This is a genomic window from Psychrobacter sp. Arc29 (assembly GCF_041431175.1).
GTDB lineage: Bacteria > Pseudomonadota > Gammaproteobacteria > Pseudomonadales > Moraxellaceae > Psychrobacter.
In genome coordinates, this window is sequence record NZ_JASMRR010000002.1 from 65,491 (window position 1) to 82,807 (window position 17,317).

The following is a 17,317-nucleotide window of genomic DNA, read 5'->3' on the forward strand; positions in this document are numbered from 1 at the left end:
ATTTAGGCTTAACAGCGCGATGCTTACTTGATATTGATAAGCCTCGCTTTTGTTAAACCTAACGCTTCAGTAAGCCATTATTGACCAAAGTTTTGCTGCTCAAGACGGGCAAGCTCACCGTTGCTACGGATTTCGCTCAATGCTTTATCAAACTCCGCTTTGAGTCCATCACCTTTACGCACGGCAATAGCAATATTGTCATCGTTATCAATCTCATCACCAACGATACCGAAACCTTCTTTATTGTCAGCGAGCCATGATTTGGCAGAGACTTTTTCGGCCAATACTGCATCGCTACGACCAGACTTTAGATCCAAGTAGGCATTGTCATAGTTGTCATATAGCTGAACGGTATTGCCATCTTTGCCTTCGTAGTTATCCTGTAGATAAGCGCCTGGCGTGGTAGAACGCTGTCCACCAAGCGTGACGTTTTGGATCGCCATTGGATCAAAGCTGTCATCAGTGTTGGTGAGCCATACCATCGTATTGGCAAAGTACGGTTCGCTGAAATCGACTTTTTCTTGACGCTCAGCCGTGATAGACATACCTGCGATAACGGCATCATATTTTTGTGCCAATAGACCTGGGATAATACCGTCCCAGTCCTGAGCAACGATTTCACACTTGGCTTGCATCTGGTCACACAAAGCATTGGCAACATCGATGTCAAACCCAGCCAAGCTACCATCAGCATTGGTATAGTTAAACGGAGGGTAAGCACCTTCGGTTGCAATGCGGATGGTTTTGCCAGTCGTTTCTGCGGCAGGTGCGTCAGCGTTGGCATCAGTAGTTTCATTGGCAGGTTGACTACAAGCACTCAGCATCAATGCTGCAGTGACGGTCATTGATGACCATAGTAGGCGAGAATTCGACATCATACGTTCCTTAAATTCTGATGGGTATTGACATAAATTTTTGACAGGATTTTTTGACTTCGGGTTCTGATACTTTGTTCTCTGACGTCCCTGACAGACAAGCAATATAGATAGCAGAATAATGGACAGCCGTTAAAATCGACCGACTATAAACCTTTTGATAATACCTGAGTAAAAAATCAAAAACAAACGTTTTGCATACTTGCAGTGACTATCGAGTAATAAAGGATAAACAATAGTTACGGTATAGTGATTTTTATATTTGATGGGATTCAATGGCGGTAGAGCCGGTAGCGCTCTACCACCATCTGATTTATAGTTTGGACAGGATTAGTGCGGACGATGCGAAGCCATAAAATCTTTGACGCGCTCAGAGGTAGGATTGTCAAAGACTTGCTCAGGTGTGCCGATCTCTTCAACCACCCCTTGGTGCAAGAAGACCACTTTGCTTGACACTTCACGGGCAAAGCGCATCTCATGGGTGACGATAAGCATGGTACGTCCTTCTTCCGCCAGCTCTCGCATCACAGCCAGTACTTCGTTGACCAGCTCAGGGTCTAGCGCCGAGGTTGGCTCATCAAACAAAAGCACTTGCGGCTGCATGGCAAGTGCGCGAGCGATGGCCACGCGCTGACGCTGACCACCAGACAAGTTGGCTGGATAAGCGTCTTTTTTATCGAGTAGCCCTACTTTGTCTAGCAGTTTTTCGGCATCGCTGATCGCTTGGGCTTTTTTGATCTTGAGAACCTGCGTTGGCCCTTCAATGATATTTTGTAAAATCGTCTTATGCGGCCACAAGTTAAAGTTTTGGAAGACAAACCCCACGCGGGCACGCAAGCTTTCTAGCTGCTTAACATCTGCGGCTTGCAACTCACCTGACTTGGCAGGTTTTAGCATGAGCTCTTCATTGCCGATCAAGATACGACCTTGATTTGGGTTTTCGAGCAAATTAATGCAGCGCAGCAAGGTTGATTTACCTGAGCCCGATGAGCCCAAAATAGAGATAACATCACCGTCATAGGCAGTGAGAGATACCCCTTTGAGTACTTCTAATGAGCCATAGCTTTTATGGATGTCTTGTAAGTCTAGGGCGATAGGCCGAGTCGGGTTTTTTGCAGTATCAAGCATGGTTCAGCAGACTTCCAATAAATATGAGTGAAAACACGAATAAAAATAAATATGAGCTGTATATTATAAATAAGAGCTATATAGTATCAGCATCTATAGCATTATCGTGATAGTGCTATGCCTGAGTAGGCAAAGAAAAAATGCCATATTGTCTCTTATTCCACAGCAAAAAGGCAAATCTTGTGTTTAACCAGTCAGTTAGTCGATACTAGTCGCTACTCATCAATAATAGCGTCGCTACAAACAGTTGACCCAAAAAAGCCCAGACTGCATTTATCGCTCTGGGCTTTATTTTATCACTTTCGCGTACCGGACGTTGTTTTATCTGATAATGCTATATCAACCAACACACTATTATAGCGTTTAGCGCGCCATAAAACTTAGTATGTCGATACATGCTCTGAATCTTCCGTACCATCCAGCACTTCTGCATCATCAGCGGTTGCCACTGCCACATCATCGCCTGTACTGACAGCCATACCGTCATCGGCGCTAGCAACAGCGATATCGTCAGAGCTGCTCGCAGTCGCGGTTGCATTCTCTTCAACGCTGGTTTGGGCATCGGCTGTCGTGTCCGCTTGCGTTTCCATCGGTGTCTCGTCTTTACTACACGCACTGAGCGTAAGCACGCCTGCAACCAACCCAACCGTCATCCAGTTTTTGTACGTACCATTTTTAGTCGCCATCTTCACTCTCCATTGTTTATTATTTCGTGATTCAGCGTTATCTACTGACAACGCTGTTTTGTTAATGCCTACTATACTGATGATGTGCTGCGGCTACCTTAGTATTTACAGCACAGTTCTGTTAAAGACACGTAAAGATAGAGTATGCGATTGATAACAGATAGCCATCAAGAAACTTAGGGTAAATTCTATGAAACTTTATGAGATAAAGCCTCATCAGCGTTTTGTAAAACAGATTCTGTTCACAAAATCATCTTTACTATCGCCGCAATCTCCTCTATGTTAAATAGCATAATGACCTATCGCTATTTAAATAGGCATTCAAAACCTCTTTTTTGCTAAATTTTCGCCTTTTTAGGCGCTTTTATTTATATAAAACTGATACCACATAAGGAGAATAATTGATGAGTCAAGCAAATACGACGGATATTACTACCTACATGCAGTCTGTTGGCAAGCAAGCCAGAGCGGCGTCACGTGCACTTGCTGCTGCCAATACGGGCGATAAAAACTCAGCACTCATGGCCATTCATGATGAGCTAGTCAATGCCAAACAAGACATTTTGGCTGCCAATAAAATCGATATGGATAATGGTCACAAAAATGACCTCGATAGCGCGCTCCTTGATCGCTTGGAGTTAAACGACGCACGATTTAACGGTATGCTTCAAGGTCTCAAAGATGTCGCTGGCCTCCCTGACCCAATCGGTGAAGTGACTGATATGACTTATCAGCCATCAGGTATCCATTTGGGCAAAATGCGTGTACCACTGGGCGTCGTTGGTATGATTTATGAATCGCGTCCTAACGTAACATTAGAAGCTGCTTCACTAGCACTCAAATCAGGTAATGCCATTATTTTACGCGGTGGTTCTGAAGCGTTTGAGTCCAATCAAGCCATTGCCAAATGCATCATAAAAGGCCTCAGTCAGACAGATCTCTCTGAGCATAGCGTGCAGGTACTGCAAACGACCGATCGCGCTGCCGTTGGTGAGCTGATCACCATGACTGAATATGTCGATGTTATCGTGCCACGTGGCGGTAAAGGTTTGATTGCACGTATCAGCAACGATGCCAAAGTCCCTGTGATTAAGCATTTAGACGGTAACTGTCATACCTTTATCGATAGCGATGCAGATCCCGAGATTGCGATCAAAGTCAGTGTCAATGCCAAAACGCATCGCTACGGCACTTGTAATACGATGGAAACGCTACTGGTCGATGCGCCTATCGCCAAAGACTTGCTGCCCAAGATTGCCACCGCCATCATTGAAGCCGATGACGCGATGCAGCTACGTGTGGACGATAGCGCCCAAAGCATCTTAGCCGATGTGATTACTCTAAACGGTCATCTATCTGCCGCGACTGATGAAGACTGGGATACTGAATACTTAGCGCCTATCCTCGCGGTAAAAGTCGTCGACGGTATTGATGAGGCGATTGAACATATCAATACCCACGGTAGCCATCATACCGATGTCATCATTACAGACAACTATACCAAGTCACAACGCTTCATCCGCGAGGTAGACTCAGCAAGCGTGATGATTAATGCCTCTAGCCGTTTTGCTGATGGCTTTGAATACGGACTTGGCGCTGAGATTGGTATTTCAACGGACAAAATCCATGCGCGCGGCCCTGTCGGACTCGAAGGTTTGACTTCGCAAAAATGGATCGTCTACGGTCATGGCGAAACTCGTGCTTAATTTGGTACGTATCGACTATCGCAAAGAGTAATCAGGAACGTCAGCAATTTTGCTGGCGTTTTTTCATTTGGATAATAGATATTTTAATCATAGGCATTTGAATAACAAGTATGCTAATCACATACGTCTACATAATAAGGAGCGGCGCAATCATGCAAAGTGGCAAGATTAAACACTGGAATCAAGAAAAAGGCTACGGCTTTATCGATGTCGATGATCAAAATGAGGATGTGTTTTTTCACGTGAGTAAAGTGCGATTGTCTCAGCCTATTAGTGTTGGACAAAGCGTTTATTTCAATAGCAAACGCAATGATAAAAACCAATTACGCGCCACCGAAGTCACCTCATCTTCATTAAGCCTTGAACAAGATACTGCATCAGACACATCTAGATATGTACCTAATAATACCAAACGAAATAAAAATCATAGCAATCGCAACTCAAACCGCAGCCGTCAAACTAATACTTCAAATAAAAGAAGCCTAGGTTCTACCCTATTTAGCCTCATCGCCATTATCGCTGTCGCTATCTACTTCTTTGGCGATTTTAGCTCGACGTTATCTCAGTATACGTCTGACAATACCAGTCAAGTCGCCACGACTGACACAGCGACCACTAGCATTACGGGCGATGCACAGATCGATAAAACGATTGCGCTGATTCAACAAGGTGGGCCGTATCCTTATCCCAATAAGGACGGCACTACGTTTTATAACCGCGGAGGTAGACTGCCAGCACAATCGCAAGGCTACTACCGCGAATACACAGTACCCACCCCTGGCGTCTCCCATCGCGGCGCAAGGCGTATCGTCACAGGCGGTTATCCGCCCACCGTCTATTACTTAACCGTCGATCATTATGATAGTTTTCAAAGACTGCAGGTGCCCTAACATGGAACAAGCGAATATGAATCAAGAAGCCATGAATCAGAAAGATACGAGCCAAGCCATCCATTATGTTAATCAAGGCCACATTAACCAAAACGGTACAGCACTAGTGGCGGATATTCCTCCTACGGCTGTTACCATACCCGTGGGTGACACCCTCGATAAAACCATGCTATTGACGAGTCTGGCCCGCGCCTGTGATTTTCCCAGTTATTTTTCGCACAACTGGGACAGCGCATGGGACTGTTTGACAGATAGCGAGGTGGTGCATCTAACGCTTGATTTGACGGTGGTAAAAAGGATAAACACCGAAGACTTCAATGTCTTTAAAAGCATCATTGAGGATGCTTATAGAGATTTTGGCAAGCCACAATTGTGGGTTATTGTGCCATCTGAGGATGAAGTCTAGTTTCGTTGTTAAAAAATTAGTCACCGATAATCATTCGTCATCATAGAAACCTGAATTCGAGATAAAGCCATATTTATCCCGAATTCAGGTTAATTTATTTTATATAAAGGATTAACCTATGGAGATTACCTTAAACGGTTATTACACACTGATACTCGCGACCTTGGTGCTACTACTGGGGCGTTTTTTGGTCAAAAGGATTAAATTTTTAGAAGACTTTAATATTCCAGAACCCGTTGCTGGTGGTTTGGTCGCAGCGGTGGCTGTCTATATTCTCAATATGGTTTGGGGATATAGCTTCAACTTTCATCAAGGATTGCAGACCGCCACCATGCTGATGTTCTTTGCTTCTATCGGTCTGAGTGCTGATTTTAGTCGCCTAAAAGCGGGTGGTACACCGTTATTGATTTTTACGATCGTGGTGTCCGTATTTATTGTCTTACAAGATGTCGTTGGCGTAGCCATGGCAAGTGCGCTGGGGCTTGATCCGCTGCTCGGTCTTGTGACAGGCTCTATCGCTCTGACGGGTGGTCATGGTACGGCAGGTGCTTGGGGTATTACGTTAGAACAAGACTACGGTGTAGTCGGTGCAACCACACTGGGTATCGCCGTTGCGACCTATGGTTTGGTCGCAGGTGGTATCGTTGGTGGTCCTGTGGCACGTCGCTTAATTAACCGACTGGGCCTAAAACCGACGCCAGCCGATCCAAATCCTAGTGATATTGAAAAAGTTGCAAGCGCTCAGTCACTATATAGCACCAAACATGACGAGGAGACTGCAGGTAGCAATAAAGACATCTTTGAGAGACCCGATAGCATGCGCTTTATCACGGCATCCTCTACTATCGAGACGTTGGCGCTATTTGCAGGGGCGTTGGCTTTTGCTGATGGAATGACGCTCGTGGCTGAGGGCACGTGGTTTGAGTTGCCGACGTTCGTCTGGGCACTGGCAGGCGGCGTCATCATACGCAATGTGTTAACGATGGTGTTTAATTTTGAGATGTTTGATCGCTCGATTGACGTACTTGGTAATGCCTCTTTGAGTCTGTTTTTGGCGATGGCACTACTGTCATTGAAGCTATGGCAATTGACGGATTTGGCGGGCCCTGTACTGGTCATATTGGTTGTGCAGACGATTATCATGATAATCTATGTCTACCTTATTACCTTTAAAGTGATGGGCAAAGACTATGATGCGGCGGTATTGTCAGCAGGTCATTGCGGTTTTGGTATGGGTGCAACCCCAACAGCGATTGCTAATATGCAGGCAGTCACTGATCGCTATCTACCCTCGCCAAAAGCGTTCTTAATCGTGCCAATGGTTGGTGCGTTCTTTGTCGATATCGTCAATGCGACGGTATTGCAGATATTTACCAAGTTGCCGTTTATGTAAGCTACTGCTGCCATAGGGTAAAGCTTGATTCAATGAAAAAAACAAAAAACCGCCTAGCAAATGCTAAGCGGTTTTTTTTGTGTGATAACAGCATGTTCAATCAAACCCATTATTTATACTTTTTAATTTCGCCACTTTTCACACGAGCGATAAAGGAATTGACTTCTTTTTTCACTACTGGCATCAAGAAATATAGACCGATGATGTTAAAGATAGACATCGCGAAGATGGCTGCATCTGAGAAGTCGATAACAAAGCTGAACTGTATGATGGTACCGATAATGACGAAGATAAGAAAGATAAGTTTATATATTACTTCGCCAACTTTACCTTCACCGAAAAGATACGTCCAAGCTTTTAGACCATAGTATGACCATGAAATCATGGTTGAAAAAGCGAACAATACCACAGCGACGGCTAGGAAGTACTGGAAGATTGGTGCCGTTTCCATAAAGGCCGCACGGGTTAGATCCACACCAGTGAGCGCTTGCGTTTGTAAGTTTGCTACGGTGTTCACACCAGATATCGTAATAACCAGCGCTGTCATAGTACAAATGATAACGGTATCGATAAATGGCTCTAATAAAGCGACTAGACCTTCAGTAGCAGGCTCATTCGTTTTTACCGCTGAGTGAGCAATAGCGGCTGAACCAATACCTGCTTCGTTAGAGAAGGTCGCACGTTTTAAGCCTTGGATTAACGCCCCAATAAACCCGCCAGCAACACCAGCACCCGTGAAAGCACCCGTGAAGATCTCTCCAAATGCTGCGCCGATATGATTAAAATTGGCAACCAGTACGATCACACTCATAGTGATATACAATAAAGCCATAAAAGGCACGACTTTTTCAGTAACGGTTGCGATGCGAGGCATACCGCCAAGAATGACTGAACCGACTAAAACAGCTAAGCCAATACCGAAGAATAAACTGTAATCAGCAGGAATGCTAAAAGTAGAGCTCATGACCGCAAAGGCTTGGTTACCTTGGAACATGTTACCAGCGCCAAAAGCCGCCAATATACACATGAGTGCAAAACCAACGGCTAAAACCTTACCTAATCCACCCATACCACGTTCAGCCATACCGCGGCTTAGGTAGTACATAGGTCCACCTGAGACCACACCAGAGGGTAGTATCGTACGGTACTTGACACCTAACGTACACTCTACAAACTTGGAAGCCATACCGAACAGACCAACGATGATCATCCAAAAGGTAGCACCAGGTCCACCAATAGCGAGTGCTGCACCCACACCTGCAATATTACCCAGACCAACCGTACCTGATAAAGCAGTGGCTAACGCCTGAAAGTGGCTAACCTCACCTTCTTCTTTAACAGCGGGATTAGGATCGGTATATTTGCCTCTAACAATATCCAGAGACAACCCTATTTGACGAAATTGAATAAGACCAAAGTAGGCCGTAAATATGAGTGCTGCAACTAATAACCAACCCGCAATAAGCGGAAAGCTTGTCTCGCCGAGTGGCACTGAAAAGAAGATAAGATCGACGAACCATCCAAATGCACTGGACATAAAACTGTCGAGACCTGCACCAAATGCTGCTAGAGCTGACTGCTCAGCCTCTAGACCTGATTCAGCTGCTTGCGAGAGAGTTGCGCTGAATAGTAGCGCCATAGCGATTAACGATTGCTTTTTCATAGACATCCTTGTCATAAAAATCACTTCTAGGTGAATTTTCAAAAATTTTATTAAAATCAATACTAAACAAGCAATTGTTTATTAACAATTTGTACTTTTCTTAGTAATAAATTGTTAACACTGACTATATAACAATAACAATTAATAAACAAAACATTTATAAGCTTTCGTTAGTCAAAAGTCAAATTATCTTTTGAGGCTAACAGTCAAACCCAATCATTCTTATAACAGCTATCAATGTATATCGTCATTATCTTAGAGTATAGAGAAAGCGCTTGGAATATAGACAAAGGACATAGACACCTTCTAAGATGATTTAACAGTCATAACGCAAAAAACCGCCTAGCCAGTGCTAAGCGGTTTTTATCACATGCGTATCTATTCAGACATGCACAGCCCTATATCAGCTATTAGATGCTGAACGCTTTTAAATCCATAAAATCTAATTATTAGAGCGTAAACCCAATTACATTAAGCTTGTTTTCTTCTGCAAACTCAAATAACTTATGAACATGATTTAAATTCTCAAGAAACGTATTCAAACCTTCTTGGCTCTCTGCTTCGTGGTAGCCGATATCGTGTACCAATTTTTTTAAGTCTGTCGCGGCAAATGCTTTGACAATTTTCGGTACGACTGCCGCATCATATAGCAGTCCATCATGCTGCTCATGTAGAGGCGTGCTGTTGTCTGCCAAAAATAACAGATCGCACAAGGCGTAATGCCCTTCTCCCAACAGCTCTATCAACTCTTCCGTATAATGTTCAAAAGACGCTTCTCTGACATCCAGATACTGGTTGTCGCGATTTTCTCTTAGCTCATCAAGCGTAATATTACCATTGAGCATACTTGCTAAATTTTCCTCACGAACACTACAAAAACAAAATGACATAGATGTAGAAATAGACATCGTACTCTCCTTATCTGTTATTAAAATAAAAACCACCTAGCAGCAGCTAAATGGTTCTTTCTTCAGTTCAATGAGATTGTATAAAAGATAGGCCGCAGGTTAAGTAATCAATAGCGAGTATTATGTAAGTAAAACCCACAATCTTGACTGGTTTGTTCCTCTGTCATTTTAGCGCCTTTATTTATAATGGATTTTCACCTGCTACAGACTCTTAACCGCATGACACTGAATTATCTGGCCATTTTATCTAGCATGGTCGAGAGCCATGCATTGTTATCTGCCATATACGTGTCCCCTAGCGCTAGAATTTCATCAGCCGCTTGCACAGAGTCAGGATGAGAAATCATCGCTTGTTGTATATACGTCTGTCCATGTGACACCATATCTACCATACTCTTGTTAGTCACTTCAAAATGACATTGCCAACCAATTACCCAGGTATCTAGCTCGGCATGTTTTGGTGTTTGATAAATAAACCCTTGATTGGCCCAAGTATGTGAGGTGGCAATGGGCGTCGCGCCTTTGGGGCACTCAAAACCATCGCCATGCCAATGAAATACAGTGAATTTATTCCTTGGCAAATCTGCTAGCAGCGGATGAGCAAGCCCCTGTTCAGTCAGTTGAATGGGCAGCCAGCCAACCTCTTTGATGCCCGATGGCGCAACTTTTGCCCCCAAACTATCTGCAATCAGTTGTGCACCCAAGCAAACACCAATCACGGTTTTTCCGTCATTAATACTTTGCTGAATGAAAGATTTTTCATCAGCTAACCACTGAAAGTCATTTTCATCGTGAATGCTCATTGGCCCGCCCATAACGACTAACCAATCAAAACTGTCTTGCGCGGGTAATGGATCATTCTCATAAAAGCGTGTAACCGTAATACGATGGCCCCGATTATCTGCCCACTGCTTAATAAAACTGAGTTCTTCAAAATCAACATGGTACAGCGCATGGATTCGTAGCGTCATCAACATTCCTTTTATCAAAAAAATAAAAACCGCCTAGCAAACGCTAAGCGGTTTTTTGTTATACAACTCTCAAAAAGAGTCAGTTAATACTTACTGGTTTTTTTCGTACACTGGTAGCTCTTTGCAGATTGCTTCTACTTTACCGCGTACTTCAGCTGCAACCGCTTCATCACCGCGGCTGTCTAGCACGTCACAGATCCAACCTGCCAAATCAGCCGCTTGCGCTTCGTTGAAGCCGCGAGTAGTAATGGCTGGTGTACCGATACGAATACCAGAGGTGACAAATGGTGATTTTGGATCGTTTGGCACGGCGTTTTTGTTCACAGTGATGTGTGCATCACCAAGCCATTTGTCCGCTTCTTTACCCGTCATTTCTTGCTTCACTAGGCTGATCAGCATGAGATGGTTTTCAGTACCACCAGAGATGATTTCGTAGCCACGCTCTTGGATGACTTTTGCCATCGCTTGTGCGTTTTTCACGACTTGCTGCTGATAGGTTTTGAAGTTGTCTTCTAACGCTTCTTTAAAGCAAACCGCTTTTGCCGCGATGACGTGCATCAACGGGCCACCTTGGTTGCCTGGGAACACGGCAGAGTTTAGCTTTTTGGCAAGCTTCTCATCACGCGACAAGATCATACCTGAACGCGGGCCACGTAAGGTTTTGTGCGTGGTGGTGGTAGCTACATCAGCAAAAGGGATTGGGCTTGGATATACGCCGCCCGCAACAAGACCAGCAACGTGTGCCATATCTACTAGTAGATACGCGCCTACTTCGTCAGCGATGTCACGGAAACGCTGCCAATCAACGACTTGTGAATACGCTGAGAAACCAGCGATGATCATTTTTGGCTTGTGCTCGCGCGCCAAGCTCTCTACTTGATCATAATCAATAAGACCAGTGCCATCTACCAATCCGTACTGTACGGCATTGTAGTTCAGACCTGAGAAGTTGATGTGCGCGCCATGCGTCAAGTGACCACCTGCGTCTAGGCTCATGCCAAGTACGGTGTCATTGGCTTCTAGCAATGCCAAAAATACAGCAGAGTTCGCTTGGCTGCCTGAATGTGGCTGGACGTTGACGTACTCAGCACCGAACAGCTCTTTTGCACGGTCAATGGCCAATTGTTCAATGACATCTACATGCTCACAACCACCGTAATAGCGCTTACCAGGATAGCCTTCAGCGTATTTGTTGGTCAGGTCAGTGCCTTGCGCTTCCATCACTGCTTGTGAGCAGTAGTTTTCAGAGGCAATCAACTCGATGTGATTTTCTTGACGAACGCTTTCTGCGGCCATCGCTTCAGCAAGTACGGGATCAAACTCTTTGATAGAAATATCTTTAAACATAGTAATGTCCTAAGTAGTGACTGTCATTGAAAAATTTCATTGGAAAGAAGCTGATAGCCTGCTCACAACCAAACGACCACTGCGTCAACGTCGCTTGAAGTATAGTGGATACCTCTGCACGCTGTTTTTCTGCAAGCTGTTTTATGGTATGACCATTATTGTGAATTGAGTCTATTAGCAAAAATTGAAATAAGAATAAACACAGGCAATTGGCTTGCCATTAACTTGACCGATCCGTCAATAAAATCGATATACATTTGCATCGATATCATCGCGAAAGCGTAAGTGTAACATGAAAATTTGTGCGATGAGCGCAAAAAAGCCCACCTTAAGATGAGCAAATTAAATGGCGATATAACACAGATAAATAGCCAATTAAATAAAGGATTTACTCAATGCAAATTTTGACCCTAATCCTTTTTGTGTTTATATAAAAATAAAACGTTTTTAAGCACCACTGGACAAAAACGCAGGCAAAAAGGTTTCGCTGATAAGCAATGAGCGACCATACCAGTCATAGCGCGTTTGCCTCTGCCAGCCCTCGCTCGTCTGTCGCATAAATCGCTGGTTTGGCAGTGTGCGGCGACGTTTAAATAATACATAACCGATGGGCGTACCTTTTAGCTGCTGCAAGCGTCGCGCGTTACCTTTTAGGCTTGATAGCGGAAAGATGCTTTGCGCACCGACCCATGGTTGCTCGTCATTGCCGTATAGCTGTACTTCACGTATCCACGCCAGCAATGGACGATTTAGCGCTGAGCCTTGCAGACCCAATTGTCGCTTTTGTTGCAGCGTCAACAGCCGATAACCCTCAAAGCTACGCTCCACTCGTAACGGCTGCCCTGCCTTCTCTTCTAGCATAGCTGTGAGCGAACCTTCGGCATTGAGCCATGATACTAATTCAGCAGGAGGTAGAGACGTGGTAGGAGTAAGAGAGTTACTGGACATAGTTAACGGCTAATAGTGAAATGTGTAAAGTAAATGCCTGCGAGCTATTATTAATTAATAATCAGCATTAATGGTGTATATCAATGAAGCGTATCAAAGGCTGGCATATTGTCTGCGTTAAATGGTAGTGCCTCATGGGCTTGCTTGCGATATTGTGCCATATGCATCCGATCTCTAGCACAAAAATCGCCAATCGCAGGGACAAAACGCGGATCATAAATGCGGTGAAGCGAGTGCGTCGTCGTTGGGATAAAACCGCGAACCAACTTATGCTCCCCTTGCGTACCTGGATCAAAGGACGCTAGGCCTTGCTCGATGGCAAACTCAATGCCTTGGTAATAGCACAGCTCAAAATGCAAACTGTCATACTCACCAAGCGCACCCCAGTATCGACCGTACAAAGTCGCACTATTATCAACATCATTATTAACATCACCATCAATACTGTCGTTGTCGCTATTACTGAAAGGTGTGTCATATAAGAATAGGCTACTGGCGATAACCTCACCACTGGCATCGAGTGCTTGCGCGAGCATAATGTGCTCAGACATACTCGCTGCCAATGCCATAAAAAAGTCTATCGTCAGATAAGGTTGCTGTCCGCGCACCGCATAGGTCATCACATAGCAATGGTAAAAAGCCTTCCAGTCTGCATCGCTGATATCATCGCCGATTTTTCGCTGGCAACTGATACCTTGCTCAGCCACTTTACGACGCTCCGCACGAATAGTTTTGCGCTTTTTGGCTTTTAATGTCATCAAAAACGCATCAAAGTCTGCAAATGGTTGGCTGCTATTGAGCAGGTCTTTATTTTGCCATAAGAACTGACAGCCTTGACGCTCAAATATCGGCATCTCAATCGGCGCGGACTCTACGCCGCTCTCTTGGGCTGCTATCGCACGCTCTATATCAATCTCAGTAGGCATAGATGTAGTGGCAACAGATGCTAGATTAGGTGTGACAAATAGTCCATGCCAGCTTGAGGCGCCGACTTGCTGAGCGATATCATCGATACCTGCAATGGCTGTTTTGAAGATATCCTCATTTAAGCGCTCGCCTTTTGCCAACCAAAGACGCTGACCGGTAATTGGTGTATATGGCACGCTGGTGACCAATCTTGGATAGTAGTCGAGACCATAACGCGCATATGCCTCTGCCCATGAATGATCGAACACAAACTCACCGCGATGATGGCCTTTTATAAATACTGGCAGCACCGCGACTGGTTGCAGTGCGGCACCCTCATCGTCATCGTCATCGTCGACACGATGTACCAAAATAAATATCGGTAGCCACCCTGCCTGCTCGCCAATCGCGCCCGTATCGGCAAGCGCCTGCCAAAAAGCAAATGACATAAAAGGTGTGTCTGGCGTTTGCCAAGCAGTCTGGCTCTGCCAACTGGTATCATTAATCAGCGCATACTCTAAACTCATATTTACCGTCACTATATTGTATATAGATAATCTATCTATTGATGACCTAGCCTAGCAAATTTTTGCTATTTTGCTGTCACAATTTGCAAAGTTTTTTGAGTCACAATAAAAAACCACCAATAGTGACATTGGTGGTTTTTAGGATTATGCTTGTTTGGATATCTAGAGCATGACATAAACCGATGAGGCATAGTCGTTGTATCGAAAAGATGATATCGCAACAGATGACTGTTAGAATAAGGTCACTACCAGCTTAGTATAATTTGAAACCCTAAGATATGAGCGAAAACAGTATACTTAGTTCATGGTACGCGATTGACATCCTCTCGAATTTATAGTGGATTTATTATAATATACCGTCAGCGACTTGCTTTCTGGCAGTTTTACGAGACAGTCAACGTGCCATTTGAGAATGCCCTTGTAGTGAACATCAGTAAAAGAAAATGTTTTATCAAACTTGAATATCTCTAACTTAAATATTGCTAAGCAGCTACATACGACGTACTTGTTCGAACGATATCATTGAGCATTGCATAGTATCATTGACTCATATTCAACACTATATTTGAGCTTTATTATTAACGACAACTAAAGGAAGAACTAAATAAAATGTCAAAAATTATTTATACAAAAACTGACGAAGCCCCAGCGCTTGCGACGCTGTCTTTTTTACCAATTGTAGAAGCATTCACTAAGACCGCAGGTGTCGAAGTTGAAACCAGTGACATCTCTGTTGCAGCACGTATATTGGCCGAATTCCCTGAATACTTGACCGAAGAGCAGCGTGTTCCTGACAACCTAGCAGAACTTGGTCGCCTGACTCAAGACCCAAACACCAACATCATCAAACTGCCAAATATCAGTGCCTCTGTCCAGCAGTTAAAAGCCGCTATCAAAGAGTTACAAGGTAAAGGCTACGCCATTCCTAACTTCCCAGAAGATCCACAAACGGATGAAGAAAAAGAGCTACGTAAGCGCTATGGTAAGAGCTTAGGCAGTGCCGTAAACCCAGTCCTACGCGAAGGTAATTCAGATCGCCGTGCACCAAAAGCCGTCAAAAACTACGCTCGCAAACATCCACACTCAATGGGTGAATGGAAGCAATGGTCAAGCACGCACGTATCACACATGCATGGCGGCGACTTCTATGATGGCGAGCAATCTATGACGTTAGATAAAGCTCGTACCGTACGTATGGACTTGCTACTTGACGATGGCACCCAAAAAGTACTAAAACCTAAAATTGCGTTGTTGGATAAAGAAGTCATCGACCTGATGGTCATGAGCAAACAAGCATTGCTCGAGTTTTATGAGCAAGAGATGGAAGATTGCCGCGAAGCTGGTATCTTGTTCTCATTGCACGTAAAAGCCACCATGATGAAGGTCTCACACCCTATCGTATTCGGTCATGCGGTTCGCATTTACTACAAAGAAGCGTTTGAAAAACATGGTGAACTCTTTGATGAGCTTGGCATCAATGTCAACAACGGTATGGCTGATCTATACGACAAGATTGAGACACTACCAACCTCAACGCGTGAAGAAATTGAGCGCGATCTCCACGCTTGTCAAGAGCATCGCCCACGTCTGGCCATGGTTGATTCTGCCAAAGGCATTACCAACTTCCATTCACCAAGCGATGTCATCGTTGATGCCTCTATGCCAGCGATGATTCGTTCAGGTGGTAAAATGTGGGGCGCTGATGGCAAGATGTATGACTGTAAAGCGGTCATGCCAGAGTCTACCTTTGCTCGTATTTACCAAGAAATGATCAACTTCTGTAAATGGCATGGTAACTTTGACCCAAAAACAATGGGCACAGTACCAAACGTCGGCCTAATGGCACAAAAAGCAGAAGAGTACGGCTCGCACGACAAAACTTTTGAATCGAGTGATGCTGGTATTGCTCGTATCGTCGACGTGGATACCGAGGAAGTATTGCTCGAAAAGCGTGTTGAAAAAGGTGATATCTGGCGCATGTGTCAGGTTAAAGATGAACCTATCCAAGATTGGGTGAAGCTTGCTGTACGCCGTGCACGTGAATCAAATACGCCTGTTATCTTTTGGCTCGACCCATACCGTCCACATGAGAACGAGCTCATCAAAAAAGTTAAAATGTATCTAAAAGATCATGATACTGACGGTTTACATATCGAAATCATGTCTCAGGTTCGCGCCATGCGTTATACCTTAGAGCGTGTCGCTCGTGGTCTAGATACGATCTCTGCGACTGGTAACATCTTACGCGATTACCTCACTGACTTGTTCCCAATCCTAGAGCTAGGTACGAGTGCCAAGATGCTATCGGTTGTACCACTGATGAAAGGCGGCGGTTTGTTTGAGACGGGTGCTGGCGGTTCTGCACCAAAGCATGTTGAGCAGCTAACTGAAGAAAACCATCTACGTTGGGATTCACTTGGTGAGTTCTTGGCCTTGAATGTCTCTTTGGAGCATTTGGCAAGCAACGACAACAATGCTAAAGCTCAAGTCTTGGCCGATACGCTAGATACAGCGACAGAAAAACTGCTGCTGAATGACAAGTCGCCATCACGTAAAACCGGTGAGCTCGACAACCGTGGCAGTCACTTCTATCTAGCGCTATATTGGGCTGAAGAGCTGGCCGCGCAAGATCAAGATAGTGAGTTAAAAGCACAGTTCACGCCATTTGCGCAAAAGCTCAAAGAAAACGAAGACGCCATTGTCAAAGAACTTAACGATGCGCAAGGCAAGCCAGTAGATATCAAAGGCTACTACTACGCTGATGAAGAGTTGGCTAAAAAAGCCATGCGCCCAAGCACTTTGTTTAACGAAACCTTGGCATCGTTATAAGTAATAAGCAATTGATCTTAAACAATTAATCCTAATCGCTCTGGTTTGTATACCTAGATCGATTAGGTAAGTTTAAGTCTTAGCAAACAAAACACCTCAGCCGTCTTAGAACGTTGAGGTGTTTTTTTGTGCCT

14 protein-coding genes are annotated in these 17,317 nt (G+C 44.4%); 5 read left to right on the forward strand and 9 right to left on the reverse strand.

All coding sequences use genetic code 11. The annotated features are described in order from the left end of the window. Nucleotides 1–77 precede the first annotated feature (77 nt). From QO189_RS03230 to QO189_RS03240, 3 genes are all read right to left on the reverse strand, one after another. Complete coding sequence (locus QO189_RS03230; RefSeq protein WP_371531504.1) at nucleotides 78–878, reverse strand: transporter substrate-binding domain-containing protein; 801 nt, start codon at nucleotides 876–878, stop codon at nucleotides 78–80. Between the two features lie 327 nt (nucleotides 879–1,205). Next, a complete protein-coding gene (locus tag QO189_RS03235; RefSeq protein WP_201598892.1) occupies nucleotides 1,206–2,003 on the reverse strand; it encodes an ABC transporter ATP-binding protein in 798 nt (265 codons plus the stop codon). Between the two features lie 380 nt (nucleotides 2,004–2,383). Continuing rightward, entirely contained in the window at nucleotides 2,384–2,689 is a 306-nt protein-coding gene (locus QO189_RS03240) for a hypothetical protein (protein WP_371531505.1), read from the reverse strand. A gap of 404 nt (nucleotides 2,690–3,093) precedes the next feature. Here QO189_RS03240 and QO189_RS03245 point away from each other — a divergent pair, with 404 nt between their 5' ends. The 4 genes from QO189_RS03245 (at nucleotide 3,094) to gltS (ending at nucleotide 7,084) form a co-directional block, all read left to right on the forward strand. Continuing rightward, nucleotides 3,094–4,395, forward strand: coding sequence for a glutamate-5-semialdehyde dehydrogenase (locus QO189_RS03245; protein ID WP_371531506.1), 1,302 nt, complete (start codon nucleotides 3,094–3,096; stop codon nucleotides 4,393–4,395). Between the two features lie 152 nt (nucleotides 4,396–4,547). Next, complete coding sequence (locus QO189_RS03250) at nucleotides 4,548–5,285, forward strand: ribonuclease domain-containing protein (RefSeq protein ID WP_371531507.1); 738 nt, start codon at nucleotides 4,548–4,550, stop codon at nucleotides 5,283–5,285. Between the two features lies 1 nt (nucleotide 5,286). Then, a complete protein-coding gene (locus tag QO189_RS03255; RefSeq protein WP_371531508.1) occupies nucleotides 5,287–5,691 on the forward strand; it encodes a barstar family protein in 405 nt (134 codons plus the stop codon). A gap of 118 nt (nucleotides 5,692–5,809) precedes the next feature. Continuing rightward, entirely contained in the window at nucleotides 5,810–7,084 is a 1,275-nt protein-coding gene (gene gltS, locus QO189_RS03260) for a sodium/glutamate symporter (protein WP_371531509.1), read from the forward strand. A gap of 109 nt (nucleotides 7,085–7,193) precedes the next feature. On the opposite strand, the gene QO189_RS03265 is transcribed toward gltS, so the two are convergent. From QO189_RS03265 to QO189_RS03290, 6 genes are all read right to left on the reverse strand, one after another. Beyond that, nucleotides 7,194–8,747 (reverse strand): sodium:alanine symporter family protein, encoded by a 1,554-nt coding sequence (locus QO189_RS03265; protein ID WP_201598915.1) that lies wholly within the window; start codon nucleotides 8,745–8,747, stop codon nucleotides 7,194–7,196. Nucleotides 8,748–9,196: 449 nt separating this feature from the next. Next, nucleotides 9,197–9,655 carry a hypothetical protein gene (locus QO189_RS03270; protein WP_371531510.1) on the reverse strand — a complete coding sequence of 153 codons (459 nt, stop codon included), beginning with the start codon at nucleotides 9,653–9,655 and terminating at the stop codon, nucleotides 9,197–9,199. A gap of 230 nt (nucleotides 9,656–9,885) precedes the next feature. After that, nucleotides 9,886–10,626, reverse strand: coding sequence for a type 1 glutamine amidotransferase (locus tag QO189_RS03275; protein WP_371531511.1), 741 nt, complete (start codon nucleotides 10,624–10,626; stop codon nucleotides 9,886–9,888). A 90-nt stretch (nucleotides 10,627–10,716) separates the two neighbouring features. After that, nucleotides 10,717–11,973 carry a serine hydroxymethyltransferase gene (gene glyA, locus QO189_RS03280; protein WP_371531512.1) on the reverse strand — a complete coding sequence of 419 codons (1,257 nt, stop codon included), beginning with the start codon at nucleotides 11,971–11,973 and terminating at the stop codon, nucleotides 10,717–10,719. A gap of 447 nt (nucleotides 11,974–12,420) precedes the next feature. Next, a complete protein-coding gene (locus QO189_RS03285; RefSeq protein WP_371531513.1) occupies nucleotides 12,421–12,921 on the reverse strand; it encodes a chorismate lyase in 501 nt (166 codons plus the stop codon). Between the two features lie 80 nt (nucleotides 12,922–13,001). After that, nucleotides 13,002–14,354, reverse strand: coding sequence for a GNAT family N-acetyltransferase (locus QO189_RS03290; protein WP_371531514.1), 1,353 nt, complete (start codon nucleotides 14,352–14,354; stop codon nucleotides 13,002–13,004). 609 nt (nucleotides 14,355–14,963) lie between these two features. Here QO189_RS03290 and QO189_RS03295 point away from each other — a divergent pair. Further along, complete coding sequence (locus tag QO189_RS03295; RefSeq protein WP_371531515.1) at nucleotides 14,964–17,183, forward strand: NADP-dependent isocitrate dehydrogenase; 2,220 nt, start codon at nucleotides 14,964–14,966, stop codon at nucleotides 17,181–17,183. The last annotated feature ends 134 nt before the right edge of the window (nucleotides 17,184–17,317 follow it).

Coding starts and splice junctions, on each gene's coding strand:
- QO189_RS03270 (WP_371531510.1), bottom strand. CDS start 9,655: ATGTCTATTTCTACATCTATGTCATTTTGTTTTTGTAGTGTTCGTGAG.
- QO189_RS03265 (WP_201598915.1), bottom strand. CDS start 8,747: ATGAAAAAGCAATCGTTAATCGCTATGGCGCTACTATTCAGCGCAACT.
- QO189_RS03285 (WP_371531513.1), bottom strand. CDS start 12,921: ATGTCCAGTAACTCTCTTACTCCTACCACGTCTCTACCTCCTGCTGAA.
- QO189_RS03290 (WP_371531514.1), bottom strand. CDS start 14,354: ATGAGTTTAGAGTATGCGCTGATTAATGATACCAGTTGGCAGAGCCAG.
- QO189_RS03245 (WP_371531506.1), top strand. CDS start 3,094: ATGAGTCAAGCAAATACGACGGATATTACTACCTACATGCAGTCTGTT.
- gltS (WP_371531509.1), top strand. CDS start 5,810: ATGGAGATTACCTTAAACGGTTATTACACACTGATACTCGCGACCTTG.
- glyA (WP_371531512.1), bottom strand. CDS start 11,973: ATGTTTAAAGATATTTCTATCAAAGAGTTTGATCCCGTACTTGCTGAA.
- QO189_RS03240 (WP_371531505.1), bottom strand. CDS start 2,689: ATGGCGACTAAAAATGGTACGTACAAAAACTGGATGACGGTTGGGTTG.
- QO189_RS03235 (WP_201598892.1), bottom strand. CDS start 2,003: ATGCTTGATACTGCAAAAAACCCGACTCGGCCTATCGCCCTAGACTTA.
- QO189_RS03230 (WP_371531504.1), bottom strand. CDS start 878: ATGATGTCGAATTCTCGCCTACTATGGTCATCAATGACCGTCACTGCA.
- QO189_RS03295 (WP_371531515.1), top strand. CDS start 14,964: ATGTCAAAAATTATTTATACAAAAACTGACGAAGCCCCAGCGCTTGCG.
- QO189_RS03275 (WP_371531511.1), bottom strand. CDS start 10,626: ATGACGCTACGAATCCATGCGCTGTACCATGTTGATTTTGAAGAACTC.
- QO189_RS03250 (WP_371531507.1), top strand. CDS start 4,548: ATGCAAAGTGGCAAGATTAAACACTGGAATCAAGAAAAAGGCTACGGC.
- QO189_RS03255 (WP_371531508.1), top strand. CDS start 5,287: ATGGAACAAGCGAATATGAATCAAGAAGCCATGAATCAGAAAGATACG.